General features: G+C 58.6%; 27 protein-coding genes. 12 read left to right on the top strand and 15 right to left on the bottom strand.

Annotated elements, in window-relative coordinates:
• Positions 1–6 precede the first annotated feature (6 nt).
• Positions 7–459, top strand: coding sequence for a MarR family winged helix-turn-helix transcriptional regulator (locus GIV26_RS17450; protein WP_034127142.1), 453 nt, complete (start codon positions 7–9; stop codon positions 457–459).
• A gap of 689 nt (positions 460–1,148) precedes the next feature.
• Complete coding sequence (locus tag GIV26_RS17445) at positions 1,149–1,568, top strand: organic hydroperoxide resistance protein (RefSeq protein WP_034126737.1); 420 nt, start codon at positions 1,149–1,151, stop codon at positions 1,566–1,568.
• Positions 1,569–1,633: 65 nt separating this feature from the next.
• Here the strand turns inward: GIV26_RS17445 and GIV26_RS17440 are convergent, their stop codons facing one another.
• Together GIV26_RS17440 and earP are read right to left on the bottom strand one after the other, a co-directional pair.
• A complete protein-coding gene (locus GIV26_RS17440) occupies positions 1,634–2,206 on the bottom strand; it encodes an elongation factor P (RefSeq protein WP_032892737.1) in 573 nt (190 codons plus the stop codon).
• A gap of 49 nt (positions 2,207–2,255) precedes the next feature.
• Positions 2,256–3,389 carry an elongation factor P maturation arginine rhamnosyltransferase EarP gene (gene earP, locus GIV26_RS17435; RefSeq protein WP_236281657.1) on the bottom strand — a complete coding sequence of 378 codons (1,134 nt, stop codon included), beginning with the start codon at positions 3,387–3,389 and terminating at the stop codon, positions 2,256–2,258.
• A gap of 132 nt (positions 3,390–3,521) precedes the next feature.
• Between earP and GIV26_RS17430 the strand changes: the two genes are divergently transcribed.
• Together GIV26_RS17430 and GIV26_RS17425 are read left to right on the top strand one after the other, a co-directional pair.
• Complete coding sequence (locus GIV26_RS17430; RefSeq protein WP_054920156.1) at positions 3,522–3,890, top strand: hypothetical protein; 369 nt, start codon at positions 3,522–3,524, stop codon at positions 3,888–3,890.
• 14 nt (positions 3,891–3,904) lie between these two features.
• Positions 3,905–4,387, top strand: a complete 483-nt coding sequence (locus GIV26_RS17425) for a GreA/GreB family elongation factor (protein ID WP_236281655.1) — start codon at positions 3,905–3,907, stop codon at positions 4,385–4,387.
• Between the two features lie 123 nt (positions 4,388–4,510).
• Here the strand turns inward: GIV26_RS17425 and cysB are convergent, their stop codons facing one another.
• The 5 genes from cysB to GIV26_RS17400 all read right to left on the bottom strand — a co-directional run bounded on the left by cysB (position 4,511) and on the right by GIV26_RS17400 (position 8,416).
• Positions 4,511–5,485, bottom strand: coding sequence for an HTH-type transcriptional regulator CysB (gene cysB / locus GIV26_RS17420; RefSeq protein WP_003189876.1), 975 nt, complete (start codon positions 5,483–5,485; stop codon positions 4,511–4,513).
• A gap of 103 nt (positions 5,486–5,588) precedes the next feature.
• Positions 5,589–6,089, bottom strand: a complete 501-nt coding sequence (locus GIV26_RS17415; RefSeq protein ID WP_034126733.1) for a universal stress protein — start codon at positions 6,087–6,089, stop codon at positions 5,589–5,591.
• Positions 6,090–6,137: 48 nt separating this feature from the next.
• Positions 6,138–7,055, bottom strand: a complete 918-nt coding sequence (locus GIV26_RS17410) for a 5'-nucleotidase (protein ID WP_034126732.1) — start codon at positions 7,053–7,055, stop codon at positions 6,138–6,140.
• 15 nt (positions 7,056–7,070) lie between these two features.
• Positions 7,071–8,033: a putative 2-dehydropantoate 2-reductase gene (locus tag GIV26_RS17405; protein WP_072448180.1), complete on the bottom strand. Its 963-nt coding sequence runs from the start codon at positions 8,031–8,033 to the stop codon at positions 7,071–7,073.
• The gene (locus tag GIV26_RS17400) at positions 8,030–8,416 is read right to left on the bottom strand and encodes a hypothetical protein (protein ID WP_034126730.1); all 387 of its coding nucleotides are present in this window, start codon (positions 8,414–8,416) and stop codon (positions 8,030–8,032) included. The genes GIV26_RS17405 and GIV26_RS17400 overlap by 4 nt, the downstream gene beginning before the upstream one ends.
• On the opposite strand from GIV26_RS17400, the gene GIV26_RS17395 reads away from it, so the two are divergent.
• Positions 8,415–8,834 (top strand): pilus assembly protein PilZ, encoded by a 420-nt coding sequence (locus GIV26_RS17395; RefSeq protein ID WP_034126729.1) that lies wholly within the window; start codon positions 8,415–8,417, stop codon positions 8,832–8,834. The two genes, GIV26_RS17400 and GIV26_RS17395, sit on opposite strands and share 2 nt — an antisense overlap.
• A 145-nt stretch (positions 8,835–8,979) precedes the next feature.
• Positions 8,980–10,056, top strand: a complete 1,077-nt coding sequence (locus GIV26_RS17390) for a 3-deoxy-7-phosphoheptulonate synthase (RefSeq protein ID WP_003189871.1) — start codon at positions 8,980–8,982, stop codon at positions 10,054–10,056.
• A 69-nt stretch (positions 10,057–10,125) separates the two neighbouring features.
• On the opposite strand, the gene GIV26_RS17385 is transcribed toward GIV26_RS17390, so the two are convergent.
• Entirely contained in the window at positions 10,126–10,407 is a 282-nt protein-coding gene (locus GIV26_RS17385) for a GNAT family N-acetyltransferase (protein WP_003189869.1), read from the bottom strand.
• A gap of 611 nt (positions 10,408–11,018) precedes the next feature.
• Between GIV26_RS17385 and oprI the strand changes: the two genes are divergently transcribed.
• The gene (gene oprI / locus GIV26_RS17380; protein ID WP_003172710.1) at positions 11,019–11,270 is read left to right on the top strand and encodes an outer membrane lipoprotei OprI; all 252 of its coding nucleotides are present in this window, start codon (positions 11,019–11,021) and stop codon (positions 11,268–11,270) included.
• Positions 11,271–11,448: 178 nt separating this feature from the next.
• Here oprI and GIV26_RS17375 read toward each other — a convergent pair whose 3' ends face one another.
• The 3 genes from GIV26_RS17375 to GIV26_RS17365 form a co-directional block, all read right to left on the bottom strand.
• On the bottom strand, positions 11,449–12,414 hold the full coding sequence (locus tag GIV26_RS17375) for a L,D-transpeptidase family protein (protein WP_019820319.1): 966 nt from the start codon (positions 12,412–12,414) through the stop codon (positions 11,449–11,451).
• Positions 12,415–12,511: 97 nt separating this feature from the next.
• Positions 12,512–12,805: a hypothetical protein gene (locus GIV26_RS17370; protein ID WP_003189866.1), complete on the bottom strand. Its 294-nt coding sequence runs from the start codon at positions 12,803–12,805 to the stop codon at positions 12,512–12,514.
• A 58-nt stretch (positions 12,806–12,863) separates the two neighbouring features.
• A complete protein-coding gene (locus tag GIV26_RS17365) occupies positions 12,864–13,469 on the bottom strand; it encodes an arylesterase (protein ID WP_034126728.1) in 606 nt (201 codons plus the stop codon).
• A gap of 10 nt (positions 13,470–13,479) precedes the next feature.
• Here GIV26_RS17365 and GIV26_RS17360 point away from each other — a divergent pair, with 10 nt between their 5' ends.
• Positions 13,480–14,163: an ABC transporter ATP-binding protein gene (locus GIV26_RS17360; RefSeq protein WP_236281653.1), complete on the top strand. Its 684-nt coding sequence runs from the start codon at positions 13,480–13,482 to the stop codon at positions 14,161–14,163.
• A complete protein-coding gene (locus GIV26_RS17355; RefSeq protein WP_105226247.1) occupies positions 14,163–16,673 on the top strand; it encodes an ABC transporter permease in 2,511 nt (836 codons plus the stop codon). Before GIV26_RS17360 ends, GIV26_RS17355 begins: the two co-directional genes overlap by 1 nt.
• Positions 16,674–16,710: 37 nt before the next feature.
• On the opposite strand, the gene greB is transcribed toward GIV26_RS17355, so the two are convergent.
• Both greB and GIV26_RS17345 read right to left on the bottom strand, forming a co-directional pair.
• Positions 16,711–17,190, bottom strand: a complete 480-nt coding sequence (gene greB, locus GIV26_RS17350) for a transcription elongation factor GreB (RefSeq protein WP_054897905.1) — start codon at positions 17,188–17,190, stop codon at positions 16,711–16,713.
• Between the two features lie 126 nt (positions 17,191–17,316).
• Positions 17,317–18,357 (bottom strand): hypothetical protein, encoded by a 1,041-nt coding sequence (locus GIV26_RS17345; protein ID WP_054897906.1) that lies wholly within the window; start codon positions 18,355–18,357, stop codon positions 17,317–17,319.
• A gap of 240 nt (positions 18,358–18,597) precedes the next feature.
• Here GIV26_RS17345 and GIV26_RS17340 point away from each other — a divergent pair, with 240 nt between their 5' ends.
• Genes GIV26_RS17340 through GIV26_RS17330 form a run of 3 tightly spaced genes read left to right on the top strand, consistent with a single transcriptional unit; the run spans position 18,598 to position 22,023 of the window.
• Complete coding sequence (locus GIV26_RS17340) at positions 18,598–19,524, top strand: ABC transporter ATP-binding protein (protein ID WP_054920161.1); 927 nt, start codon at positions 18,598–18,600, stop codon at positions 19,522–19,524.
• The gene (locus GIV26_RS17335; protein ID WP_054920162.1) at positions 19,521–20,246 is read left to right on the top strand and encodes an ABC transporter permease; all 726 of its coding nucleotides are present in this window, start codon (positions 19,521–19,523) and stop codon (positions 20,244–20,246) included. The genes GIV26_RS17340 and GIV26_RS17335 overlap by 4 nt, the downstream gene beginning before the upstream one ends.
• 16 nt (positions 20,247–20,262) lie before the next feature.
• Positions 20,263–22,023, top strand: a complete 1,761-nt coding sequence (locus tag GIV26_RS17330; protein ID WP_236281651.1) for a Gldg family protein — start codon at positions 20,263–20,265, stop codon at positions 22,021–22,023.
• Here GIV26_RS17330 and GIV26_RS17325 read toward each other — a convergent pair.
• A complete protein-coding gene (locus tag GIV26_RS17325; protein WP_034126721.1) occupies positions 22,010–22,318 on the bottom strand; it encodes a hypothetical protein in 309 nt (102 codons plus the stop codon). The genes GIV26_RS17330 and GIV26_RS17325 overlap by 14 nt on opposite strands.
• A gap of 259 nt (positions 22,319–22,577) precedes the next feature.
• Entirely contained in the window at positions 22,578–23,012 is a 435-nt protein-coding gene (locus tag GIV26_RS17320; RefSeq protein WP_003189852.1) for a DoxX family protein, read from the bottom strand.
• Positions 23,013–23,077 lie beyond the last annotated feature (65 nt).

Genomic DNA, 23,077 nt, shown 5'->3' with positions numbered 1-23,077 from the left:
GCCACCATGAGCAAAAACCCTGATCCTTGCGAATCGCTGTTGCTGGACAACCAGCTGTGCTTCGCCCTGCACTCTACTTCATTGCTGATGACCAAGGTCTACAAGCCGCTGCTCCAAGCCATCGGCCTGACCTATCCGCAATACCTGGCCATGATGGTGCTGTGGGAAGAGGATGAATTGACCGTCAGCGAAATCAGCAGCCGCCTGCTGACGGACCCAGGCTCCATGACGCCACTGCTCAAGCGCCTGGAAGCCGAGGGCCTGCTCAGCCGTACCCGCAGCCGCGAAGATGAACGAGTGGTAGTCGTGGAACTGACCGACACCGGGCGCGCCTTGCAGGAGAAGGCCAAGGATGTTCCGCAATGCATCCTGGGCGCCAGCGGGATGGCGCTGGAGCAATTGCGCAAGCTGCAAGGAGACCTGATCGCGTTGCGCGCCAATCTGCAAACCAGCCTCTGACGCAACGCACACCTAAAAAGTGGGAGCTGGCTTGCCTGCAATGGCCATAGCTATCTACACAACTTCGGCACGACGCTAAATCTGTGGCGAGGGAGCTTGCTCCCGTGACGGCCTGGCAGCCGACACAGATATAACTGATGCCCCCGCGATCCAAGGTGGGAGCTGGCTTGCCTGCGAAGACGGCCTGACAGTCAACACAGTTGGACCGTGTACATATCCATTCATGCGGTAACGGCCACTTAGGGTTCCGCTTTTACAGCGGCTCACTTTTGAAAAGCCGGAATGCCGGCCCAGACAAAAGTAAGCAAAACGCTCTTGCCCCACCACTCGGCACCTCGCCCAGGCTCGGTGTGCCCGTAATCCGCCAGCGTGGTTTAACGGGGCGCCTAAGATCAAAAGCAGATCAAGATCAAGAGCGGCTCGCTTCGCATCGTGGTTACCGTTGAGCTAACAGAGTTATGTAGATACCTATGCTGCGATTGCGGTACATCAGTCAACAATGCATTGACTGACACACCGCAATCGCAGGCAAGCCAGCTCCCACTTTTTGCTCTGCGGTGCCCTCAAATTTTTCAATCAGCCAAAAAACTTAAAAATTAACTTGCGCACTAAACATTAGCGCTATACATTCGCCTCACCAACTACTTAGCGCACAAATGTTTAGCGCTAAACATAAAGAGGAACGCCCCATGCAAACGCTCTATACCGCAGTAGCCACCGCCACTGGCGGCCGTGATGGTCGCGCCGTTTCCAGCGACAATATCCTCGACGTCAAACTGTCGACTCCCAAGGAGTTGGGTGGCGCCGGTGGCCAGGCCACTAACCCCGAGCAATTGTTTGCTGCCGGCTACTCCGCCTGCTTTATCGGCGCACTGAAATTCGTTGCCAGCCAGACCAAACGCAAAATCCCGGATGACGCTTCGATCACCGCCCACGTTGGCATCGGCCAGATCCCGGGCGGCTTCGGCCTGGATATCGACCTGCATGTCAGCCTGCCGGGCCTTGCCCAGGATGACGCGCAAAGCCTGGTCGACGCCGCGCACCAGGTCTGCCCGTACTCCAACGCCACCCGTGGCAACGTTGATGTACGCTTGCATGTAACGGTCTGAAAAACAGACGCCCATGAAAAAGCCCGACTCAAGGTCGGGCTTTTTTCGTATCGCCGGGGCCAGAATTACTTCTTGGCGCGACCTTTGTACGAACCACCTTCACGGGTGTCGATCTCGATCATGTCGCCGATTTCGATGAAGTCTGCAACGCTCAGCTCTGTACCATTCTTCAGTTTGGCAGGCTTCATCACCTTGCCGGAAGTGTCACCGCGAGCGGAACCTTCGGTGTAGTCAACCTGACGCACGATGGTGGTCGGCAGCTCTACGGAAACCAGGCGATCTTCGAAGAAGATAGCTTCGCAGACGTCTTCCATGCCTTCTTCGATGAACGGCAGAACGGCTTCGATATCTTCAGCGTTCAGCTCGTACATGGTGTAGTCGGTAGTGTCCATGAACGTGTAGGTGTCGCCGCTGATGAAGGACAGGGTCGCTTCTTTGCGGTCGAGGATTACGTCGTCCAGTTTGTCATCGGCGCTGTAGACGATCTCGGTCTTGTAACCGGTCAGCAGGTTCTTCAGCTTGGTCTTCATGATTGCGCTGTTACGACCAGACTTGGTGAACTCAGCTTTCTGAACCAGCCAAGGGTCGTTTTCGAGACGGATCACTGTACCGGGTTTCAGTTCTTTACCAGTTTTCATTGCGTATATCCGAAATTTGGATGGGATTGACAAAAATCAAGGTGGCGTATCATATCCAACTTTCATAAAACTGTACCAGCGCCGTCGCAAGATCGGCCTGCAAGCCTTGTTCCAGACACCACTTCTCAGCGTGCTGGGTGACCTCGGGCCAGTGTTCCAGCAGCATTTTCCAGGACTGTGCCATATCGCCATCAGCGTTCCAGGCTTGCCAAAGCGTGACGACGGCAGCCTTGGCGGCCGGTGAAAGTGCAGCAGTGTACAGTTCCAGGAAGGCATCGAGCTTGTCCAGGTGGATGTCTTCGTCCTGGCGGTAGATGTGCCATAGCATTGGCCTCCCCGCCCACTGGGCACGCACGAACGAGTCTTCGCCCCGTACGGCGTTGAATTCGCAGCACCATAGCAATCGGTCATATTGCTCCTGACGCACGAATGCAATGACCTGAACGGTCAGCGCGCCGCGCACCTGAATGTCTCCCGCCGACAAACTGCTCACCCCCAGCCAGCATTGCACATCCCCCAGAATGCGCCCTTCCGGCACCAGCAAGTGCGTCCTGCGCCCATCGGCTGCCAGCACGTCCAGCCAGCCGGCCAAGCCATCATTCTCATAGGCAAACAGCGACATCAAACGCGCGCCGGCCGTCGGAGCAACACCCAGGCTTTGCAGGAACTGTTGCTGCGCGGCGGCGTCCTGCTGAAATGCCCGGCGTCGCTCCAACAAGCCGGCTTCACGCAACAGGCCGCCGGTGCCAGGGCGAAACCCGGGGAAGAAAAAGTATTTCTGCACGCCTTTGTACTTCACCGAAGGCAAGCGATGACAACCCACCACCCAGTCTTCAGCGCTGAGGTAATCCAGGTTCATCCACAATGGCGCAAGTTCACACTCGGCCATGCGGTCCATGTACTCAGGCGGTAGCTGGCAAGCGAACGCAGCAATCACCACATCGGCCGGGTGCGCGCCTGGCCATTCGGCCGGCCAGTGACGCACTTCGACGCCCTCTTGCCATTGCTGGCCCACCTGCACATCAATGTCCGGGCACATGCGTTCGAAGGCCCGCAGGTCATCGACCCACAAGCGCACGTCACAGCCATGCTCCACCACCAACTGCCGGGCCAGGCGCCAGGTCACGCCGATGTCGCCGTAGTTGTCGACGACACTGCAAAAAATATCCCAGCGGGCTTTCATTCCGGGCTCCATCAATCAAAGGTTCGATTGTCCGCATAAATGCGTGGATGCAGAAGGCTTGATCGCGATTATTCTGCACGGAGGCTGTGCGACAATCACCGTCATGCCGTCAATGCCTGCCAGGAGGCTCTTATGTCTGACCGTCCGTTATCGCTGCTCAAACTCTGCATCGCGATTGCCGCAGGCGTGTGGCTAGGGTTTATCGCCATTGCGCTGACCACCTGGCTGGCGTCTCGCTACCTGTTCCCCCAGAGCCTGGCGCCGGTGGCACAGGCGGTTCAGCAATTGGGCAAACCGGCGATGGTTGAGCCGCAGCCACCGAACCGTCTGTTCGAACAGTACCAACAGAACCTGCAAAAACAGGCACAACAACAGGCCCTGGACCAGGCCCGAAGCAACGCGCGTAACCTGTCCAACCCCAAATGCCAGTTCTGGCTGCAACAAGACCAGAACGCCCCCAATGAAAAGACGCGGGCCAATGTCCTGCAATTCTGCGATTGATGCCAAATACCGCCATGAATAAACACGCCGTGCTCCAGTTGATCCTGGAAAAGCTCACCGTCGACCTCGACATCGTCCAACGCGCCGCGCAGACCGCCTACGAAACCGCGACCCACGAAGAAAACATTGCCGAGAACAAATACGACACCCTCGGCCTGGAGGCTTCGTACCTGGCCACCGGGCAGGCCCGGCGAGTGGAGGAGATCAAGCAATCGCTGGTGCTGTGCCAGCAACTGCAGCTACGGGCGTACGATGATCAACGCGGGATAGAGATAGGCACGCTGGTGGGCCTGGAAGACGAGGACGGTCGTCAGCAATGGCTGTTCCTGGCGCCGGATGCAGCGGGTTTGAAAGTGGATGTGGTCGGGCAACCGGTGACCGTCATCACGCCGCGCTCGCCGTTGGGCAAAGGCCTGTTGGGCAAGCGTATCGATGAAGAGGTGGAGATTCTGGTGGCCGGCGCTCGGCAGCACTTTACGGTTACCGAGGCCAGATAACCTACACCCCTGTAGGAGCGAGCTTGCTCGCGAAGAAACGCAAGGGTGCTGCATGCTACCTGGCGCCCCGCGTTAACGTTGGCGATCTTCGCGAGCAAGCTCGCTCCTACAGGGTCACCGCGGTCAGTGGACGGGCAATTCAACGCCGTCGAACAACTCTTCCAGCTCTTGCTTGTTGTGGCACTGGATCGCCTTGGCCATCACTTCACGGGTCAGGTGCGGTGCGAACTTCTCGATGAAGTCGCACATGAAGCCGCGCAGGAAGGTGCCGCGGCGGAAACCGATCTTGGTCACGCTGGACTCGAACAGTTCGCTGGCATCCAGCACCACCAGGTCTTTGTCCAGGTTGGTGTCGACCGCCATCTTGGCGACGATCCCGACGCCCAGGCCCAGGCGAACATAGGTCTTGATCACGTCGGCATCGGCAGCGGTGAACACCACCTTGGGCGTGAGGCCGCGATGGCTGAACGCTTCGTCGAGCTTGGAACGGCCGGTAAAGCCGAACACGTAGGTCACGATCGGGTATTCAGCCAAGGCTTCCAGGGTCAGCTTCGGCAGCTTGGCCAAAGGGTGCCCCTGGGGCACAACCACGCAGCGGTTCCAACGGTAGCAGGGCATCATTACCAGGTCGCCGAACAATTCCAGGGCCTCGGTGGCGATGGCAAAATCGACGGTGCCGTCAGCGGCCATTTCGGCAATCTGCATCGGCGAACCCTGGTGCATGTGCAGCGCTACGTCCGGGTATTGCTTGATGAAATCACGGATCACCGGCGGCAATGCATAGCGCGCCTGGGTGTGAGTGGTGGCGATCGACAAGGTGCCTTTCTTCTCGTTGGAGAACTCCTGGGCGATCTGCTTGATGCTTTCGACTTTACGCAGGATCTCGCCGGCGGTGGTGATGATGCGCTCGCCGGCTGGAGTGACGCGGGTCAAGTGTTTGCCGCTGCGTGCGAAGACTTCGACGCCCAACTCGTCTTCGAGCAGGCGGATCTGCTTGCTGATACCAGGCTGCGAGGTATAGAGGCTTTGAGCGGTAGCGGAAACGTTGAGGTCGTGGTGCGCCACTTCCCAGATGTAGCGCAGTTGTTGAAGCTTCATATGAATCCCTCAAAGCAGATAGACGCCACGGGTATCAGCGACGGTATATAACTATATTAAAGGTTTAACGGATAAATCTAGAACTTTTTATCGTTTTTACCGATCAACTATCGTCACTGCGCCGACGCTGCAGCGACGGCACCAGGTAAACCGGCACCGGGGACAACTGCAACACCCGTGCGGCGGTACGCCCAAGGGGGACGGCCACGCCGGTTGCCTGGCTATGACTGCCTACGACCAGCAAGTCGACGGACAGTTTTCGCAACTGGTCGAGAATCACCTCGCAAGGGTCCCCCTGGATAACCTTGACCGAGCGAATCCATTGCAGGTCCTGCTCCCCTTCCTCCCACTCCTCGCGAAAGCTGTCCAGCACGCGCTGTTCAATCGTCGCCATCACCGTGCTCAGCCCCTTGCTCTGCCATTCGCTCAAGGCGGTTTCATCAAGGTAGCTCTGCAACACCGATTCGGCGAACAAGCCAATGGGCTCGACCACGTGGATCACATACAGGTCAGCCTTGAACGTTCGCGCCAGCGCCACTGCATGTTGCATCACATAGGGTGCATACAGACCGAGGTCCGTGGCAAACAGCATCGAGCGAATCATAAAACCTCCTGGACTGCCAGGATGGCGGGAATTGAATGAGCTTAGCAGCTAGCTCTCGGTCTGGATTCTCAACTCATTGCTGATGCCATGGGGCACGTGCCCGGTGGCCACTACCTCCCTGGCTTTCTCGCAATGGCCGGCCTGGTCATCGAAAAACACATCGGCGGCAAAGGCTTCCAGAAACGCGGATTTTTCCAGGCCACCGAGGAACAGCGACTCGTCCAGGCGGATATCCCACTCGCGCAACGTGCGGATCACGCGTTCATGGGACGGTGCCGAACGTGCGGTGACCAACGCGGTACGGATCGGGCAGGCCTCATCGGCAAACTCGCGTTGCAACAGGTTCAGTGCCGCCAGGAAGCCCTTGAACGGACCGCCGTGCAAAGGCTGGCGCGCCGACTCTCGCTCGCTGGCCTGGAAGGCTGCCAGCCCGCCGGCCTGGTAGACACGCTCGGACTCATCGGAGAACAGCACGGCATCGCCATCGAATGCGATGCGCAGCTCTTCGCTGGAAGCGCGGCGCGGGCCGCCGGACAAAATCGTCGCGGCCGCAAACCCGGCATCGAGGGCACTGCGCACATCTTCAGCATGGGTGGAGAGAAACAGATGACAACCGAAGGCGGCCAAATAGGGATAGGGACTACGCCCGCCTACAAAAGCGGCGCGGGAAATATCCAGGCCGTAATGCTGGATCGAGTTGAACACCCGCAGCCCGGTATCGGCACTGTTGCGCGACACCAACACCACCTCGACCCGCGCACGCCCCAGGCTGGCATTCAGGCTCAGCAGCTTCTTGACCAGCGGGAAGGCATCGCCAGGCTCGAGGGTTTCTTCCTCGTGCTCGATCTGGTATTTGCGGTAAGCCTCGACCCCTTCAGCCAGATAAACCTTGTGGCTGTCACTCAGGTCGAACAGCGCTCGTGAGGAAATCGCCAGCACCAGTTTGTCAGCCAATCCCTTCACCATGGTAGTTCCCCCCAATCAGCGGTTGTGCCGATCAATAAAACTCAAGGCCTGATAGAGCGCCTGCATGCGTGGCAGTTCGCAACCGGCCGCTTTGGCAGCGGCCAAGGGGCGGGCGTAGATGGCCGCCAGCTCCAGCGGCCGCTTGTGCAGATGGTCGTGGTACATGCTGGGCAGGTAGTCGTCCATGGTTTCTGTCATGGCGAACATCTGCCCAGCGTAACTGGCAGGAATTTCATGCCCGCAGGCATGAGCGCCCTGCACCACCTCGGCCATCAGCGCCTGGATCAACTCGCGGCTGGACTCATCGGCCATCATGGCCGTGGTGCCCGTGCCCAGCAATACAGAGAGGCCGTTGAACGGCACGTTCCAGACCAGCTTGTGCCAACGCGCCAGATGCACATTGGCCATGGCCTGGGACTCGATGCCAGCTTGATGAAACAGCCCGGCGCCGGCTTCGACAATCGCCTGTTGCTGCACCTCGTCGTTGGCCGCCGCGCCACTGTGATAGCCCAGGTTGACCCGGCCCAACGCCTGATGCTCGACCACACCGGGGGCCGAGCGGTGCACACCGATGTAGCACAGGCCGCCCAACAGATGCAGCGACGGCGGCAGGTGTTCACGCAGGCTGTCTTCCACATCGAGGCCGTTTTGCAAGAGCACCACTTTGGCGTCCGGCGCCGCCACCTGGGCGATGGTTGGCGCCAGGTCCACATTGCCGGTGGACTTGGTGCCCACCAGTAGCCAGTCGCACGGCGGCATGTCGGCGGCGCTGGCATAGGCCTGCACCGGATGCAGGTGCAGTTGCCCATGCACCGTACTGTTGACGTGCAGGCCATGCCTGCTCACCGCGGCATATTCGCTGCGCAACAGGAAATGCACATCGAAGCCGGCACGCGCCAGCATCAGTCCGTAGTAACCACCAATGGCACCGGTACCGATAATGCCAATGCGTGGCGACGGGGCTGCAACTGCTGTCATGGCAAATCCTCTGGTATTCGATTGAGCGCCTGGTTTACGCATTCGGCGAGGTCGGATGCTGTAAGACGTGCCTGTAATTGCCCAAGGAATTGACCCTCGCACACCAAGAACAACGCCGGCAAATGAAAGATCTGGTAGCGTTCCACCGCACCGCCGTTGTGCCCGGCATCCACCCAGCACACGCGGTCCACCGGCAAGTGCCAGCCAGGCAACTGCTGGCGTGCCCAGCGGCAACTGGCACAACCGACACTGGTGAACACTACCAGCGAAATACCTGGCAATCCCAGCAATTGCTGGTCAATATCCAGGTCGGTCAATTCCAGTTCCTTCACTATACTGCTGCCATTGCCGTCAACTGGACGGCGCTCGGAGTCCGTGTACATGGGTCGTTTTTTACCTCACCCTGATGATGTCGCTGTCGAGTTGATCCAACGTCCCTCTCCCGCCCTGCCCCGCCAACGCCTGCACACTATCGGCCGCGGCGGCGTCGCCTGCAATTGGCCACGTGCCTGGCGCGCCGGCACGGCGGTTGATCTGCATATCCCTTCCCTGGGGCCCAGCGCCCGTTATCCGGGCTATGTCGCCTGGTGCCGCAAAGTCGAACAGGGCTATCGCATCGGTATTTGCTTTACCGATGAACACGCCTTGTTCGGTGCACGAATGGGTGAGCAAGTGTGCCAGATCGAGCGTTACTGCCGCCTGCACGAAGATGCCGAGCCAACGCCTGCGCAACTTGAAGCCATGGCCCGTGACTGGGTGTCGCGCCATGCTGGCGAGTTCTCCCATGAGGCGATTGTGTAGCCAGCGCTGGATTAAACCGGGCTTTGCCCATTGTCGCGGGCCCGTGTTACGCGCTAAGGTTCCTCCCCCCTGCATTCAAATCATGCTGTGCCCGCCGCACGGGGATAGCTGGCGGCCGGCACCCGTGACCCTGGCGAGTAACACGATGGCTGATTTACCGATCAATGACCTTAACGTTGAATCCAACGAGACCCTGATCACCCCCGATCAGCTCAAGCGCGAAATCCCCCTGAGCGACGCTGCCCTGCAGACCGTCACCAAGGGCCGCGAAGTCATCCGTGACATTCTCGACGGCACCGACCACCGCCTGTTCGTGGTGATCGGGCCCTGCTCTATCCACGACCTCAAGGCCGCCCACGAATATGCCGAGCGCCTCAAGGTGCTGGCGGCAGAGGTGTCCGACACCTTGTACCTGGTCATGCGCGTGTATTTCGAGAAACCGCGTACCACCGTCGGCTGGAAAGGCTTGATCAACGACCCATACCTGGACGACTCCTTCAAAATCCAGGATGGCTTGCACATCGGTCGCAAGCTGCTGCTGGACCTGGCTGAAATGGGCCTGCCCACCGCAACCGAAGCCCTCGACCCGATCTCCCCGCAATACCTGCAGGACCTGATCAGCTGGTCGGCCATCGGCGCACGTACCACCGAATCCCAGACCCACCGCGAAATGGCGTCCGGCCTGTCCTCGGCCGTAGGCTTCAAGAACGGCACCGACGGCGGCCTGACCGTGGCGATCAATGCGCTGCAATCAGTCTCCAGCCCTCACCGTTTCCTGGGTATCAACCAGGAAGGCGGCGTGTCCATCGTGACGACCAAGGGCAACGCCTACGGTCACGTGGTGCTGCGTGGCGGCAATGGCAAGCCCAACTATGACTCGGTCAGCGTCGCATTGTGCGAACAGGCACTGAACAAGGCCAAGATCAAGCCAAACATCATGGTTGACTGCAGCCACGCCAACTCCAACAAAGACCCGGCGTTGCAGCCGCTGGTGATGGAGAACGTTGCCAACCAGATCCTGGAGGGCAACCAGTCGATCATCGGCTTGATGGTCGAGAGCCATTTGAACTGGGGTTGCCAGGCGATTCCAAAAGACTTGGCCGATTTGCAATACGGCGTGTCGATCACCGATGCCTGCATCGACTGGTCGGCCACTGAGACCACCCTGCGCAGCATGCATGCCAAACTCAAGGACGTGTTGCCCCAGCGCAAACGCACCTGAGCCAATACCTGTTTCGCGCACACAAAAACGCCGGGCCAAGCCCGGCGTTTTTTATTGGCAACTGGTCAGTTACAACTTCGCAGCATGGCGCTGGTGGCGCTCCATATAGCGTTCGACATAGGAGCATGAGGGGATCACCGTGTAGCCAGCCTCTTCGGCAAACTTCAAGGCTTCCTCGGTCAACGCAGCCGCAATGCCTCGCCCCCGCAGTGCGTTAGGCACGAAGGTGCGATAGATATCCAGGGTCTGCTTCCCGAGGTCCATGTAGGTCAGGTAGGCACGATGACCGTCCACATTGGTCTCGAACTGATGACCAGCCTGGTCATGGTGGATGGACAACGCCTCGCTCATCACTACTCCTCGCGGGTCTGAATTAACGACCCTACCTTACCGATGTTTTTCCGGCGAAGGAACATCTACGCCACCCCGTGCCGGTTTCGACAGCGAGAAAACCGTGAGCGCTCACAACCAGCACATAGGGAATAGTAGGCACCAATCCTGAAATTGCTCAAGGCGCACTCGTCATCCCCTGCCGCTGGTGGATATAGAAAGGGCCTCGATCAACCGGTGACCGATAGCCTGAACATTGCCGGCAGTTGAACCTTGAGACGAACTGGCGCACTTAAAGTCACCTCTAGATGCGCGAAAGATACCTTGCGCAGTAAAGCCAAGCGCAACCAAAGTGCCCCGCTTCGTTATATAAAATTTCATCTGTTTACAAGGCTTAACACATGCGGGCCGGCCCTTTCAGCCTGGATCCAATGTTCGTCGAGGTGCAAAAATCTGGACAGTTTTCATACAGACCGCCAAAAGATTAGCCAAAATAGATTCGGCACAAGAATTTTTTTGCTTCTTGCGCAACGTCAGTTTACTTACTACAAGTAATGGGTAGTATGTACGCCGGCTATTAGCTCACTCTGAGAAAGTAGCCATTAAATTGAAAGTCCTTGAAGGGGAACACGATGAACAACGTTCTGAAATTCTCTGCTCTGGCTCTGGCCGCAGTTCTGGCTACCGGTTGCAGCAGCGTCTCCAAAGAAACCGAAGCTCGTCTGACTGCAACTGAAGACGCAGCAGCTCGCTCCCAGGCCCGTGCAGACGAAGCCTACCGTAAAGCTGATGAAGCTCTGGCTGCTGCTCAAAAAGCACAACAGACTGCTGACGAAGCTAACGAGCGCGCTCTGCGCATGCTTGAAAAAGCAAGCCGCAAGTAATAATCCTTCGGGGTTGTTATCAAGCCGATCCATTTATGGGTCGGCTTTTTTTTGCCTTTGATTTGGCGTGTGGGAGCGGGCTTGCTCGCGAAAGCGGTGGATCAGTCAACATCAATGTTTGCTGGGCCGACGTCTTCGCGAGCAAGCCCGCTCCCACAGGGATATTCGCTCAGGCTTATTATTGAAGATCGAGCGGGGTGCTGGACGCCACAGGTGCGCCGCCTGGCACTCCAATTTCGGTCGGCAAGCCATCCTCGGCGGCGACCACATCACGCACCTGGTCCCAGTTGACCCGCAGGTTATTGGACAGGTCTTCGCGCTTGAGCAACGCATTGATGACAGCGGTGTGCTTGTCGACCACCGATGGCGTACCGTCATCGTTCAACGGCGTGTGAGCCTCAAGGTAAACCTTGCCACCACTGCTGCCGAACTTGTACGCGTCATTGATGATGCGCACTGACGTGCCTACCGGCACCATGCCCGCCATTTCCAACACGTTGTTATTGAACATGCGGAAGCAACCGTGGCTGGTGCGCGTGCCGATACCAAACTTCATGTTGGAGCCGTGAATCAGGTAACCCGGCGTGCCCAGGGTGAACTTGAAGGGCCCCAGCGGGTTGTCCGGGCCGGCAGGCACCACGTTGGGCAGCGGGTCACCGTTGGCGGCGTGCTCGGCCTTGATCGAGGCCGGTGGCGTCCAGGTCGGATTCGGCGTCTTGGCGATGATACTGGTATGGGCGATCGGCGAACCCCAGCCTTCCCGGCCAATGCCCAGGGGGAAGGTATAGACGACGTTTTGGCCTTTTGGATAGTAGTAGAGCCGGTATTCCGCCAGGTTGATCACAATGCCTTCCCGCGGCCCGGGCGGCAGGATAAAGCGTGTCGGCAGCACAATCTCGGTGCCCGCCCCCGGCAACCAGGCATCGACACCCGGGTTGGCCGCAACCATTTCCGAATAGCCCAGGTCGTAGGTGGTGCCAAGGTCGGCAAAGGTGTCTTCGTACTTGGCCTTGATCACTTGGACCTGGCCAACAATGTCCTCACCGGGCGGCGGCAAGGGCAACTGCAAGGCCGCCGCCGAGCCCGCCGCACAAAGCGCAGCAAGAGACAGGCAGCAGGTGACGACGGAAAGGCGCGACAACATCCGGAAAATCCTTCGCAAGACGACGGGTGGGTTAAAAGCGAGCTACAAGCTTTCAGCCGCTAGCTTACAGCTTACAGCTTGATGCTTGCAGCTGCTTCTATAACTCGAAGCGCAGCTCCGGCCAGATCGGAGGCGTGCCGCGCTTTTGCGATTCGAGAATTGCCCGGCATAACGGGCAGAGTCGCTGGTCTTGGAAAATCGAGCGGTTGACCGATGACCAGCGTGGCTGTGCCGGCAATAGAGTGCCGCAGAGCGTGCGATCGATCGAGCCGCCCAGTTCCAATTGACGCGCCACCAAATGCACCCGCACTTCCTGGCAGGCGAACAGGTCCAGCTGCTCGTCCGGCTCGATCAGTTGGTAGTTAAACAGGGACCAGGCAGGGCGCGACATCGAGGGCTCCAAATCGGGGGGGCGCCACCTTAGCCGAAAGCCTGCCGGTAGAAAAGCGTCATAACAGCGGTTTTAGCGTTGGCCAGACATTTTCCAGCAACTTGTCTTGCGCCGCGACTGCCGGGTGTAGCCCGTCAGCCTGCATCAACTCCGGATGGCCACCCACGCCCTCGAGGAAAAACGGCACAAACGGCACCTTTTCTTTCTGTGCCACATCACCGAATACCTTGGCAAAGGCTTCGACATAGCGCTTGCCGTAATTGGGCGGAATCTGCATGCCCAACAGCAGCACCTTGGCGCCGCTGTCCCGGGACTGCTGGATCATCGAAGCAAGATTTTGTTGCAATTGCGCAGGCGGCTGGCCGCGCAAGCCATCGTTGCCACCCAACTCGATCACCACCACGTCCGGTTTGTGCGTTGCAAGCGCCGCGGGCAGGCGCGCGAGGCCTCCCGCGCTGGTGTCGCCACTGATGGAAGCATTGACCACTTTATCGTCAAAACCCTCCTGCTTGAGCCGTTGCTCCAGCAACGCGACCCACCCTTTGCGGGTATCCAGGCCGAAACCGGCACTGATACTATCGCCAACGATCAGGACTGTACCCGCCGCTGCGTTCTGGGCCATGCACATCAAGGCCAGGCCAGCACTCAAAAACCACACTCGCATCGGATTCTCCATGGGCGCAAGCATTCTCACCGCGCGAAACCTTAGCAAAGTGGTTCCCAGCGCGGAAGGTGAACTGACTATCCTGCACGAACTGAGCCTAGAACTGAACAAGGGCGATAGCCTGGCTATCGTCGGCAGCTCCGGTTCCGGCAAATCCACGCTACTGGGCCTGCTGGCCGGCCTCGACCTGCCCAGCAGCGGCGAAGTCACCCTGGCCGGGCAAGCCCTGAGCACCCTCGACGAAGACCAGCGCGCACGCATCCGTGCCGAGCATGTGGGCTTCGTATTCCAATCCTTCCAATTGCTCGACAGCTTGAATGGACTGGAAAACGTGATGCTGCCGCTGGAGCTGGACGGTCGCCAGGACGCCCGCGAGCGAGCCAAACACCTGCTGGAGCGCGTAGGCCTGGGCCAGCGCCTGACCCACTCGCCCCGTCAGCTGTCCGGTGGCGAACAACAACGCGTGGCGATAGCCCGCGCGTTTGCCGCCGAACCGGACGTGCTGTTTGCCGACGAGCCCACCGGCAACCTCGACAGCCATACTGGCGAGCGCATCAGCGATCTGCTGTTCGAGTTGAATAAAGAGAGCGGTACGACCCTGGTACTGGTCACCCACGACGAGCGCCTGGCCCACCGTTGCCGACGCCTGATCCGCCTTGAAGCCGGCCTGATGGTCGCGCCCCTGGAGCCTTGATGGCACGTTTGCCGCTGTTGCGTCTGTTCAGCCTTGCCATGCGTCAGTTACTGCGCGATGCCCGCGCCGGCGAATTGCGCGTGCTGTTCTTTGCCCTGCTGGTGGCCGTGGCTGCCAGCACCGCCATCGGCTACTTTGGTGCACGCCTCAACGGCGCCATGCTGCTGCGCGCCACCGAATTCCTCGGCGCCGACCTGGTGCTCGAAGGCAGCTCGCCGGCCCGGCCCGAGCAAATCAAATCCGGGACCGAACTGGGCCTGGATCACGCTCGTATCGTGGAGTTCTCCAGCGTTATCGCCACCGATAATGGCATCCAGCTCTCCAGCATCAAGGCGGTCAACGAGCAGTACCCCTTGCGCGGCGAGCTTAAAAGCAGCACCGAGCCCTTCGGTACGCAAACCCCTGGCGGTGGTCCCAAACCCGGTGACGCCTGGGTGGAAGCACGATTGCTGACGGCGCTGGACCTGAAAATCGGCGACAGCATCGATGTCGGCATGAAGACCCTGCGCCTGGCGCGCATCCTGACCTACGAGCCCGACCGGGCCGGGAACTTCTACAGCCTCACGCCCAGGGTCATGATCAACCTGGCGGACCTGGACGCCACCGGTGTCGTCCAGCCAGGCAGCCGTGTGAGCTACCGCGAACTATGGCGTGCGCCACAAGGCAGCACTGCGCTGCAAACCTATCGCGACCTGGTCAAACCGGGCCTGGCTGCCAACCAGCGGCTGCAGGACTCCCGCGATGGCAACCAGCAAATCGGCGGCGCGCTGGGCAAGGCCGAACGTTACCTGAACATGGCCAGCCTGGTGGCCGTGCTGCTGGCTGGCGTGGCCGTGGCGCTGTCGGCCAACCGCTTCGCCAGTCGACGTTTCGATGCCAGCGCGTTGTTGCGCTGCCTGGGTCTGTCGCGCCGTGAAGCCATGCTGCTGTTCAGCCTGCAACTGAGCGTGCTGGGCTTGCTGGCAAGCCTGGCCGGCGCCCTGCTCGGCTGGCTGGCGCAATTTGGCCTGTTCTACTTCCTGCACGACCTGCTGCCCGCCGACGTACCGCCAGGCGGGTTGCTGCCGGCTGTCGCCGGGATCGGCACCGGGCTGGTCGCCCTCGCCGGCTTCGCCCTCCCGCCGCTGGCCGCACTGGGGCGGGTACCACCGCTGCGGGTATTGCGCCGCGATTTGCTGCCTATTCCTTCAAGTACTTGGATGGTCTACGGCGCGGCACTGTTTGCCTTGGGCCTCATCATGTGGCGCTTGAGCCTGGACCTGGTATTGACCTTCGCATTACTCGGCGGCGGTGTAGTCGCTGCGCTGCTCCTGGGTGGCTTGCTGCTGTTGTTACTACAGAGCCTGCGGCGGTTACTGGCTCGCGCCTCCCTGCCATGGCGCCTGGGCCTGGGCCAATTGTTGCGTCACCCGTTGGCGGCAGCGGGCCAATCCCTGGCCTTTGGCTTGATCCTGTTGTCCATGGGGTTGATCGCGCTGTTGCGGGGCGAATTGCTCGACACCTGGCAAAACCAGTTGCCCAAGGATGCGCCCAACTACTTCGCCCTCAATATCCTGCCAGCCGACAAGGACGCCTTTGGCGCCCGGCTGCTGGACGTCCAGGCACAAGCAGCGCCGCTCTACCCGGTGGTGCCGGGGCGCCTGATCAGCATCAATGGCGAAGCCGTGCAGGAGATTGTCAGCAAGGACTCCAGTGGCGACCGTGCCACTCAACGTGACCTGAGCCTGACTTGGGCAGCCGACCTGCCAGCGGGTAACGTCCTGACGGCAGGTACCTGGTGGTCGGCGCAACCCACTGACGGGGTTCCTGGCGTGTCGGTGGAAGCCAAAGTGGCCGAGAGCTTGAAGCTCAAGCTCAACGACCATCTGTTGTTCACCATCGGCGGGGAAAACCGTGAAGCGCGGGTCACCAGCCTGCGCACCATCAACTGGGATAACTTCCAGCCCAACTTCTTCATGATTTTCCAACCGGGCACCTTGAAGGATCTGCCGGCGACCTACCTGACAAGCTTCTATCTGGCTCCCGGCCATGACCAACAGATCGTCGACCTCTCACGGGCCTTCCCGGCGGTGACTATCCTGCAGGTCGAGGCCCTGCTGGAGCAGTTGCGCAGCATCCTTGCCCAAGTAACGCTGGCAGTCGAATACGTGCTGTTGTTTGTCCTCGCGGCGGGCATGGCGGTGTTGTTCTCTGGCCTGCAGGCCACCCTGGATGAACGAATCCGCCAAGGTGCATTGCTACGCGCCTTAGGTGCCGAGCGTAAGTTGCTGGTCAAGGCCCGACGCATTGAGTTCGGCCTGCTGGGCGCCGTCAGTGGCTTGTTGGCGGCACTGGGCACCGAACTGGTGACCTGGGTGCTGTACCGCTATGCATTTGACCTGGCGTGGCACCCCCACCCGTGGTTGTTACTGCTGCCCGTAATCGGTGCCTTGCTGATTGGCGCTGCCGGGGTATTCGGCACGCGCCGCGCACTGAATGCCAGCCCGCTGACCGTTCTGCGCGAAAGCTGACCCCCGATGGCGCGTACTCTACCAAGGGTACGTGCCATCAGGCCGGCTTTACATATTCGATCTTGGTGATCCACCAGCACACCTCTCCGCCTGGGGTCTGTACGACTGCCTCGTCATCCACCTCCTTGCGCAGCAGGGCCCGTGCCATGGGTGAGTCGATGGAGATGTAATCCATACGGTCGTAGATCTCGTCATAACCCACGATGCGAAAACGCTTGGCCTCGCCCTGTTCGTTTTCGATTTCGACCCATGCGCCGAAAAACACCTTTCCCTCCTGCTCGGGCATGTACTCCACCACCCGCATGTCTTCCAGGCGTTTGCGCAGGTAACGCACCCGTCGGTCGATCTCGCGCAGCAGCTTCTTGTTGTACTGGTAATCGGCGTTTTCACTGCGATCTCCCAGGGAGGCTGCCCAGGTCACTTTACGCGTGGTATCCGGACGTTTTTCACGCCATAGGTAATCCAGCTCTTTTTTCAGCGCTTCATGACCCTCTTTGGTAATCAGCTTGGTACTCAAACGCTCACATCCCCAGGCAATGTCTAATGGTGCCGATACGCCAGGGCATCATGCCCAGGCAGCGGCTGGCTGGGACTGATGATAAATGAACCCTGGAAAGTATCCAGGCCGGCGCCCCCTGTAACCTCACCCATGGCCCTCCAGGACTTGATCCAACTCAAGCAGCATGCCCTGCATGCGCTGGCGCATGCCGGACAACTGCAACATCATCATTGTCAGCTTTTCGGCTTTCTGACTGACCTCCAACCCCTGCTTCTGCAAATAGGTATGGCGCTGCTCAAGTTCACGGCCTTTTTCATCCAGTTGGCTCTGCTGCTGTTGCAGGGACGCCTGCCACTGTTCAAGCATTTGTTCTTTCTCGAGGACGGCGCATTTTTTTTGCGTCAACTCTTGGGCGACCTTGGCCAGATTGCTCAGCGCGCTGTCCATTTCAAGCAAAGAGGTATGTTCCAGGTGGGCAGGCGGGTCCAAGTGGTCGGGCTCGGGTGGCTCCAGCCGCAGGTTGTTTGGCTCAAACTGACTGTCATTTTGTTCATCCGGGACAGGCGGCGCACTGGTCTTGACCTGCAACTGCGGTATCGCGGCCAGCGACTGCGCCGGCTCTTCAAAGGTGTCTTCATCCACAGGCTGCGGCACAGCCGTGGGTGCGCGCGGATTTCGGGGAGGCGCAACCATTTGCGACGAAAAGCGAATGGACGGCACGATCACTGCGCTGCTTTCGATCGCAGGCAACGCCGGCGCAGACATACCCAAGGTGATCACCTTCATGACCAATGCCTTCTTGATGATCACCGAGTGATGATCCTCGGGCCTGGCAGGCGGCAGCCGGCAGCCCTTCAAGTCAATAAAGTGAAAGGGAACCTCAGCGTCGCCAATCGAGCTTGCCTTCGAACCTGACGCGGCCGCCATCATCAGGATCTGCTTGAAGACCTGCATCGCTGATTGCAGGTCCTCTTTTGAATCAACCCCCCCCAGAAAATAGCGTTCGAGCTTTTTACGTAATACCGCGATATAGACCCGGGAGTGACCGGGTTCGGTCTCCTCATCCAGGCTATACACGAGAAAGTTGGACCCGGTTTGCGTGACAGCGAACCCACACAGCAACGCGCCGTTAACGGGCGCGTCTTCGTCGTTACGTTCAAGAACAAGAGTACGTAGAAGCATCATGGCAATCAGGCCTCATTACAAAAGAAAAAACCTTATATAAACACCAGATAAACATCCGAGCTTTAATAAGTCTTCCAAACAAAACAATTGTTTCAGCGAATTATCGAGCCGAACGTAGGATTCTTCTTATTAGTTACGTCTCGCGTTCCCAAGCCACTTTATTGAACGTACCCTTTTTAAAGCTCTCTCCCATACGGCCGGCACCTCTCACACGCCCTGCAAAACTTATTCGGTAAAAATATGATCGAGATAAGCAACTTGACAAAACAGCTGGGCAAAAAAAGCGTTATCACCAACCTCTCCTTCTGCGCCCAGCGCCAGGAGTGTGTGGCCCTGCTGGGAGAGAGTGGTGCAGGAAAAACAGCACTGCTGAGTTTGATTGCCGGGGCAATCAAACCTACTTCAGGACAAATCACTATCCAAGGCTTCAGTACCCAGACCCATTCACTCCAAGCCAAAAAAGTCGTTGGCTATCAACTCCAGGAAGGCCTCAATCATCACAGGATGTCCGTCAGGCATATGCTCAATTTTATTGCCGCTATTCGCGGTTTGAGCGGTGTTGAAAAGCGCAGTCGAGTCGAGCAAGTAGTCACGCGACTGGAACTGCTGCCAGTGCTCAACTGCCCGATCGATGTGCTTCCACTTGGCTTGAAGCGCAGAGTCGCAATGGCCCAGGCACTCCTGCACTCCCCAAGCCTGCTTCTGCTGGATGAGCCTACGGAGGGACTATGCCCTGATCAACGGCTCAAGTTCAGGGCACTCATCCAATCCCTGACCGAGGAAATGACGATCATCATCGCCTCCCGCCGTTATCAAGAGTTAGCGGATACCTGCACCCGTGCCTTGGTCATCGCCGACGGCCGCCTGGTGGCCGACGCTTCACTGCCGGATTTGCAACGCAGTTCCCGGCATTTCCAAGCGGTGACCCTGGCGGCGGACACCCCGCTGGATTTGCTGGCGCTTGCCGTATTACCTGGCGTCGCAGGCATCGAAGAAGACCGGCATGCCCCCGGCAAGGTGACTGTTCTGGCCATGCCCGGGCACTCCATCTTCCCTTCAATCAACGCGCTCATCACCCACCGTGGCTGGAACATAACGTCAATGAATCTGGAGCCGGGTCGCCTGAACGATGTCGTTCACCATCTGAGCCATGAGGTAAATCCTTGAGACTGCTAGCCATCATTTTCAAACGACAACTCGCCAGCTTTGCCTCGTCACCGAGCACTTATCTGAGTGTGGCGGTTTTTCTCGTGCTGGGTGCGACGCTGGGGTTGCACAGCCATCACTGGCTGGAACAAAACAGCAGCGATTTGCAGGCGTTCTTCGAACTGCATCCTTGGCTCTATCTGCTACTGGTACCGATTTTATCGACGCAGTTATGGTCCGACGAATCCAATACCGGGTTTTGCGACACATTGAAATCCTTACCCGTCACTCCGACGCAGCGAGTGGTTGGAAAGTTTATGGCGGCATGGATCGTCTGTGGCATCGCTTTGATGCTTAATTTCCCTTGGGTGATGGCTGTCAATTACCTTGGCACCCCCGACAATACCGTTATCGCATCACAGTTCTTCGCCAGTTGGTTATTGGCGGGAAGCTATCTCTCTGTCGGTTGCTTTGCCTGTGTGCTGACGAACCAACGCGTTATGATTTCCCTCTTGACGCTGTGCTTGTTGCTGGCCGCCAGTGGGATATCTTCAATGTTGGATGCACTGGAACAGCAGACCCCCATATGGATTATCGACAGTTTGATATCCCTTGATCCGATTTCCCGCTTCAGCGCGATGGATAACGGCAAGTTGACATTGCATGACTGCCTGTACTTCATAAGCATGATCTTGGCTTTTCTGTTTGCGACCACCCTCACACTCAACTACAGAAACAGCTGACATAGGAACGCCACTGATGGGATCCGCTTTTCGCGCGGGTATGACATTGATCGTCATATCACTACTGTTTCTGGCATTCAATTTAGTCTGGGTACCCAAACTGCCAACTGTCCGTTGGGACTTTTCCCAAGAAAACACCCACACCCTATCGCCATCGGCGCGGCAATTACTCGTTTCACTTGAAAGCCAACTGGACTTATATTTCTTCAACACCCTCAATGCACCGCAAAAAAAACCGGTATTGAAACGTTATGGCCGGCGCGTGGAAGACTTGCTCAAGGAATTCGAAAAAGCTGCCAACGGCATGATCAACTTACATATTATCAACCCCACCCCGTTCTCTGAGGACGCCTATAAAGCCAGCTTGTTTGGCCTTGATGACACACAAGGATTCCTTGGCCTTATCGGTACGCGTGCCGGCCAGGGCGCCCAACGCATCCAAGCGTTCAGCCCTGAGCATGAATCATTGCTCGAGTATGAAATCAGCCACCTGATCTACAAGTTGATGCACCCTGATCGCCCCACTGTTGGCCTACTGTCGGGACTGCCCTTGGACAAATCGGCCGGTGGGTTACTGGAGTTGATGCGCGAGCAATTCAGTGTGGTGGAATTGGCAGCGAACATCACCCAAGTACCGCCCTCCATGAACACACTGATGGTTGTACAGCCACACGCTCTATCTGGTCGAGCCCTATATGCCCTTGAGCAATGGGTACTCAAAGGCGGCAAGCTGATGATGTTCATCGACCCGGTGAGCGAGATAGGCGCCGACGCCATATCCACAAACGCCAGGCTGGATGCGCTGCTGACCGCATGGGGTATCCAGATGCCTGCGGACAAGTTGCTGGTCGATAATCTTTATGCCTCATCAGCAACGCCCGACACCGGAATGCCCGCGGTACTGCACCCGGCCAGGCTACATCTGCCAAGGCAGGCAATGACCAGGTCGGATATCAGCACCTGGGGACTGCATTCGGTCATCGTATCGAGCAGCGGCGCGCTCTCCTTGGCCCCCAAAAGCCGCTCGCTGTTGACCCCGCTTCTGCTGAGCTCACGCCAATCGGCATTGGTGGACGCAGAACGCTTTGCTTCCGCTACCACGTTCGACTCACTCATAGATGAATCAGCGACTTCAGGACAGCGCCATGTCATCGCCGCCCGCCTTGACGGGCCCGCTTATTCAGCGTTTCCCGACGGCCTGGAGGGCCAGCCGCCCGGGCTGCAGAGGGCAGAACAGATCCAGATGGTGATCGTGGCCGACACGGACTTGCTCGCGGACACGCTCAACAACGCCCTACCCAACGGCAACGCGCAGTTTGTATTGAACACGTTGGATAATCTGGCGGCGCCCGAGGCACTCAGAAATATTCAATCCCGTGTGATGCGCCAACCACTGCGCAGGCTAGAACACATGCGCGACGAAGCCGCACAGGCTTATCGCAAAAGTGCGACTGCGATGGAGCGACGACTTGAGCAGACAGAACAAGCATGGCGCAGGTTGAACCCACCCCACACCAGCCTCATGACCCAAGCCGTGGATACCACTACCCAGTTGCAGGCACTCAACAAAGAGCGCCTGCAATTGCCTATCGAGTTGCAGGCGCTCAAGACCCAGGCATACGCCCCGCTGCTGCGTTTCGAACGATATCTGCAATGGCTGATGGTCGCCACAATACCGCTGCTGCTGTGCCTGATTGCCTGGGTACTTTTCCTATACCAGCGAAGGCGTCGAACATCTACGTTGGCGGCCTATCACCACTCGCTCAGCGACGGGTAATCAGGCCTTGGCGGGCAATGCGTGTCAGTTGATGGATCACCTCAACGGCGTTGCTGGCATTCGGTGCCTGGATCACTGCCAGGTCGAAACTATCGCTGGCAAAACGGGCCAGGGAATCGCCGTCTTCAACAAACTGGATCAGGAACGCCGAAGGTCGACCGGAACGGCGTGGCCAGCCGTCCAGATAACGCAGCAGCGTCGGCTGGTGCTTACCGCCCAGAAGGATTTTCGGATTGCGTTGAGTCAGGTCCGCGGTGATCGGGGCCAGGCGTATGAGAGGGCGTAGTGCATTCATCGTGTCGTGTCTCTGCCTCAAAAGTCTGCGGGCAGGTGAGAGGCAACACCGAACCAGCGCTTTAGCGGTATTTCGAAGAACGCCCTGCGTGAGCAAGCGTGCTTCTGTCGGGCTGCATTGAGTCCCAGTGGCGCCCCGCAATTAGCTGTTTAAATCGGCGCATGAGCAGCATCCTAGAGAAGCCGGTGGGGCAGTGTCAAGAATCCCGGGCAACGAAAAGGCCCGCATCAGCGGGCCTTCTGTACAGCTTGCTAAACGATCAGTGAGTGATCGCGCGGTCGACAGACAATTTGCCCGCACCTTCCAACAACACCGCCAACGCGCCGCCGAGCAACGCCAGTGCGAACTCATAACCGTTGTTGGCCATGAACAGCCCGTTGTGGATGTGTACAGAGAAAATCGCCACCAGTGTCAGGAAGGTCAGGCCCAATGCGGCAGGGCGAACCAACAAACCGATGATCAGGGCCAGGCCGGCGAAGAACTCGGTACCGCCCGACAGCAGCGCCATCAGCGTGCCCGGCGCCAGGCCGATGCTTTCCATCCATTGTGCGGTGCCCGCCAGGCCACCACCGCCAAACCAGCCGAAGAGTTTTTGCGAACCGTGGGCAGCGAAGATGATGCCGACGAAAATTCGCAGAATAGTCAGGCCATAACCGGCGCGAGTGGACAGTACACGGGTAATCATTGGGCTCATGGGGGTAAATCCTTTTCCAGGTAGGGGTTGGTTGGCCGCTATATTAATCAGTTTAAACAATGATA

The organism is Pseudomonas sp. PA-1-3F, from assembly GCF_021609665.1.
GTDB lineage: Bacteria > Pseudomonadota > Gammaproteobacteria > Pseudomonadales > Pseudomonadaceae > Aquipseudomonas > Aquipseudomonas paracarnis.
The sequence above is the reverse complement of the archived record's forward strand: the minus strand, read 5'-3'. Positions and strand labels throughout refer to the sequence as shown.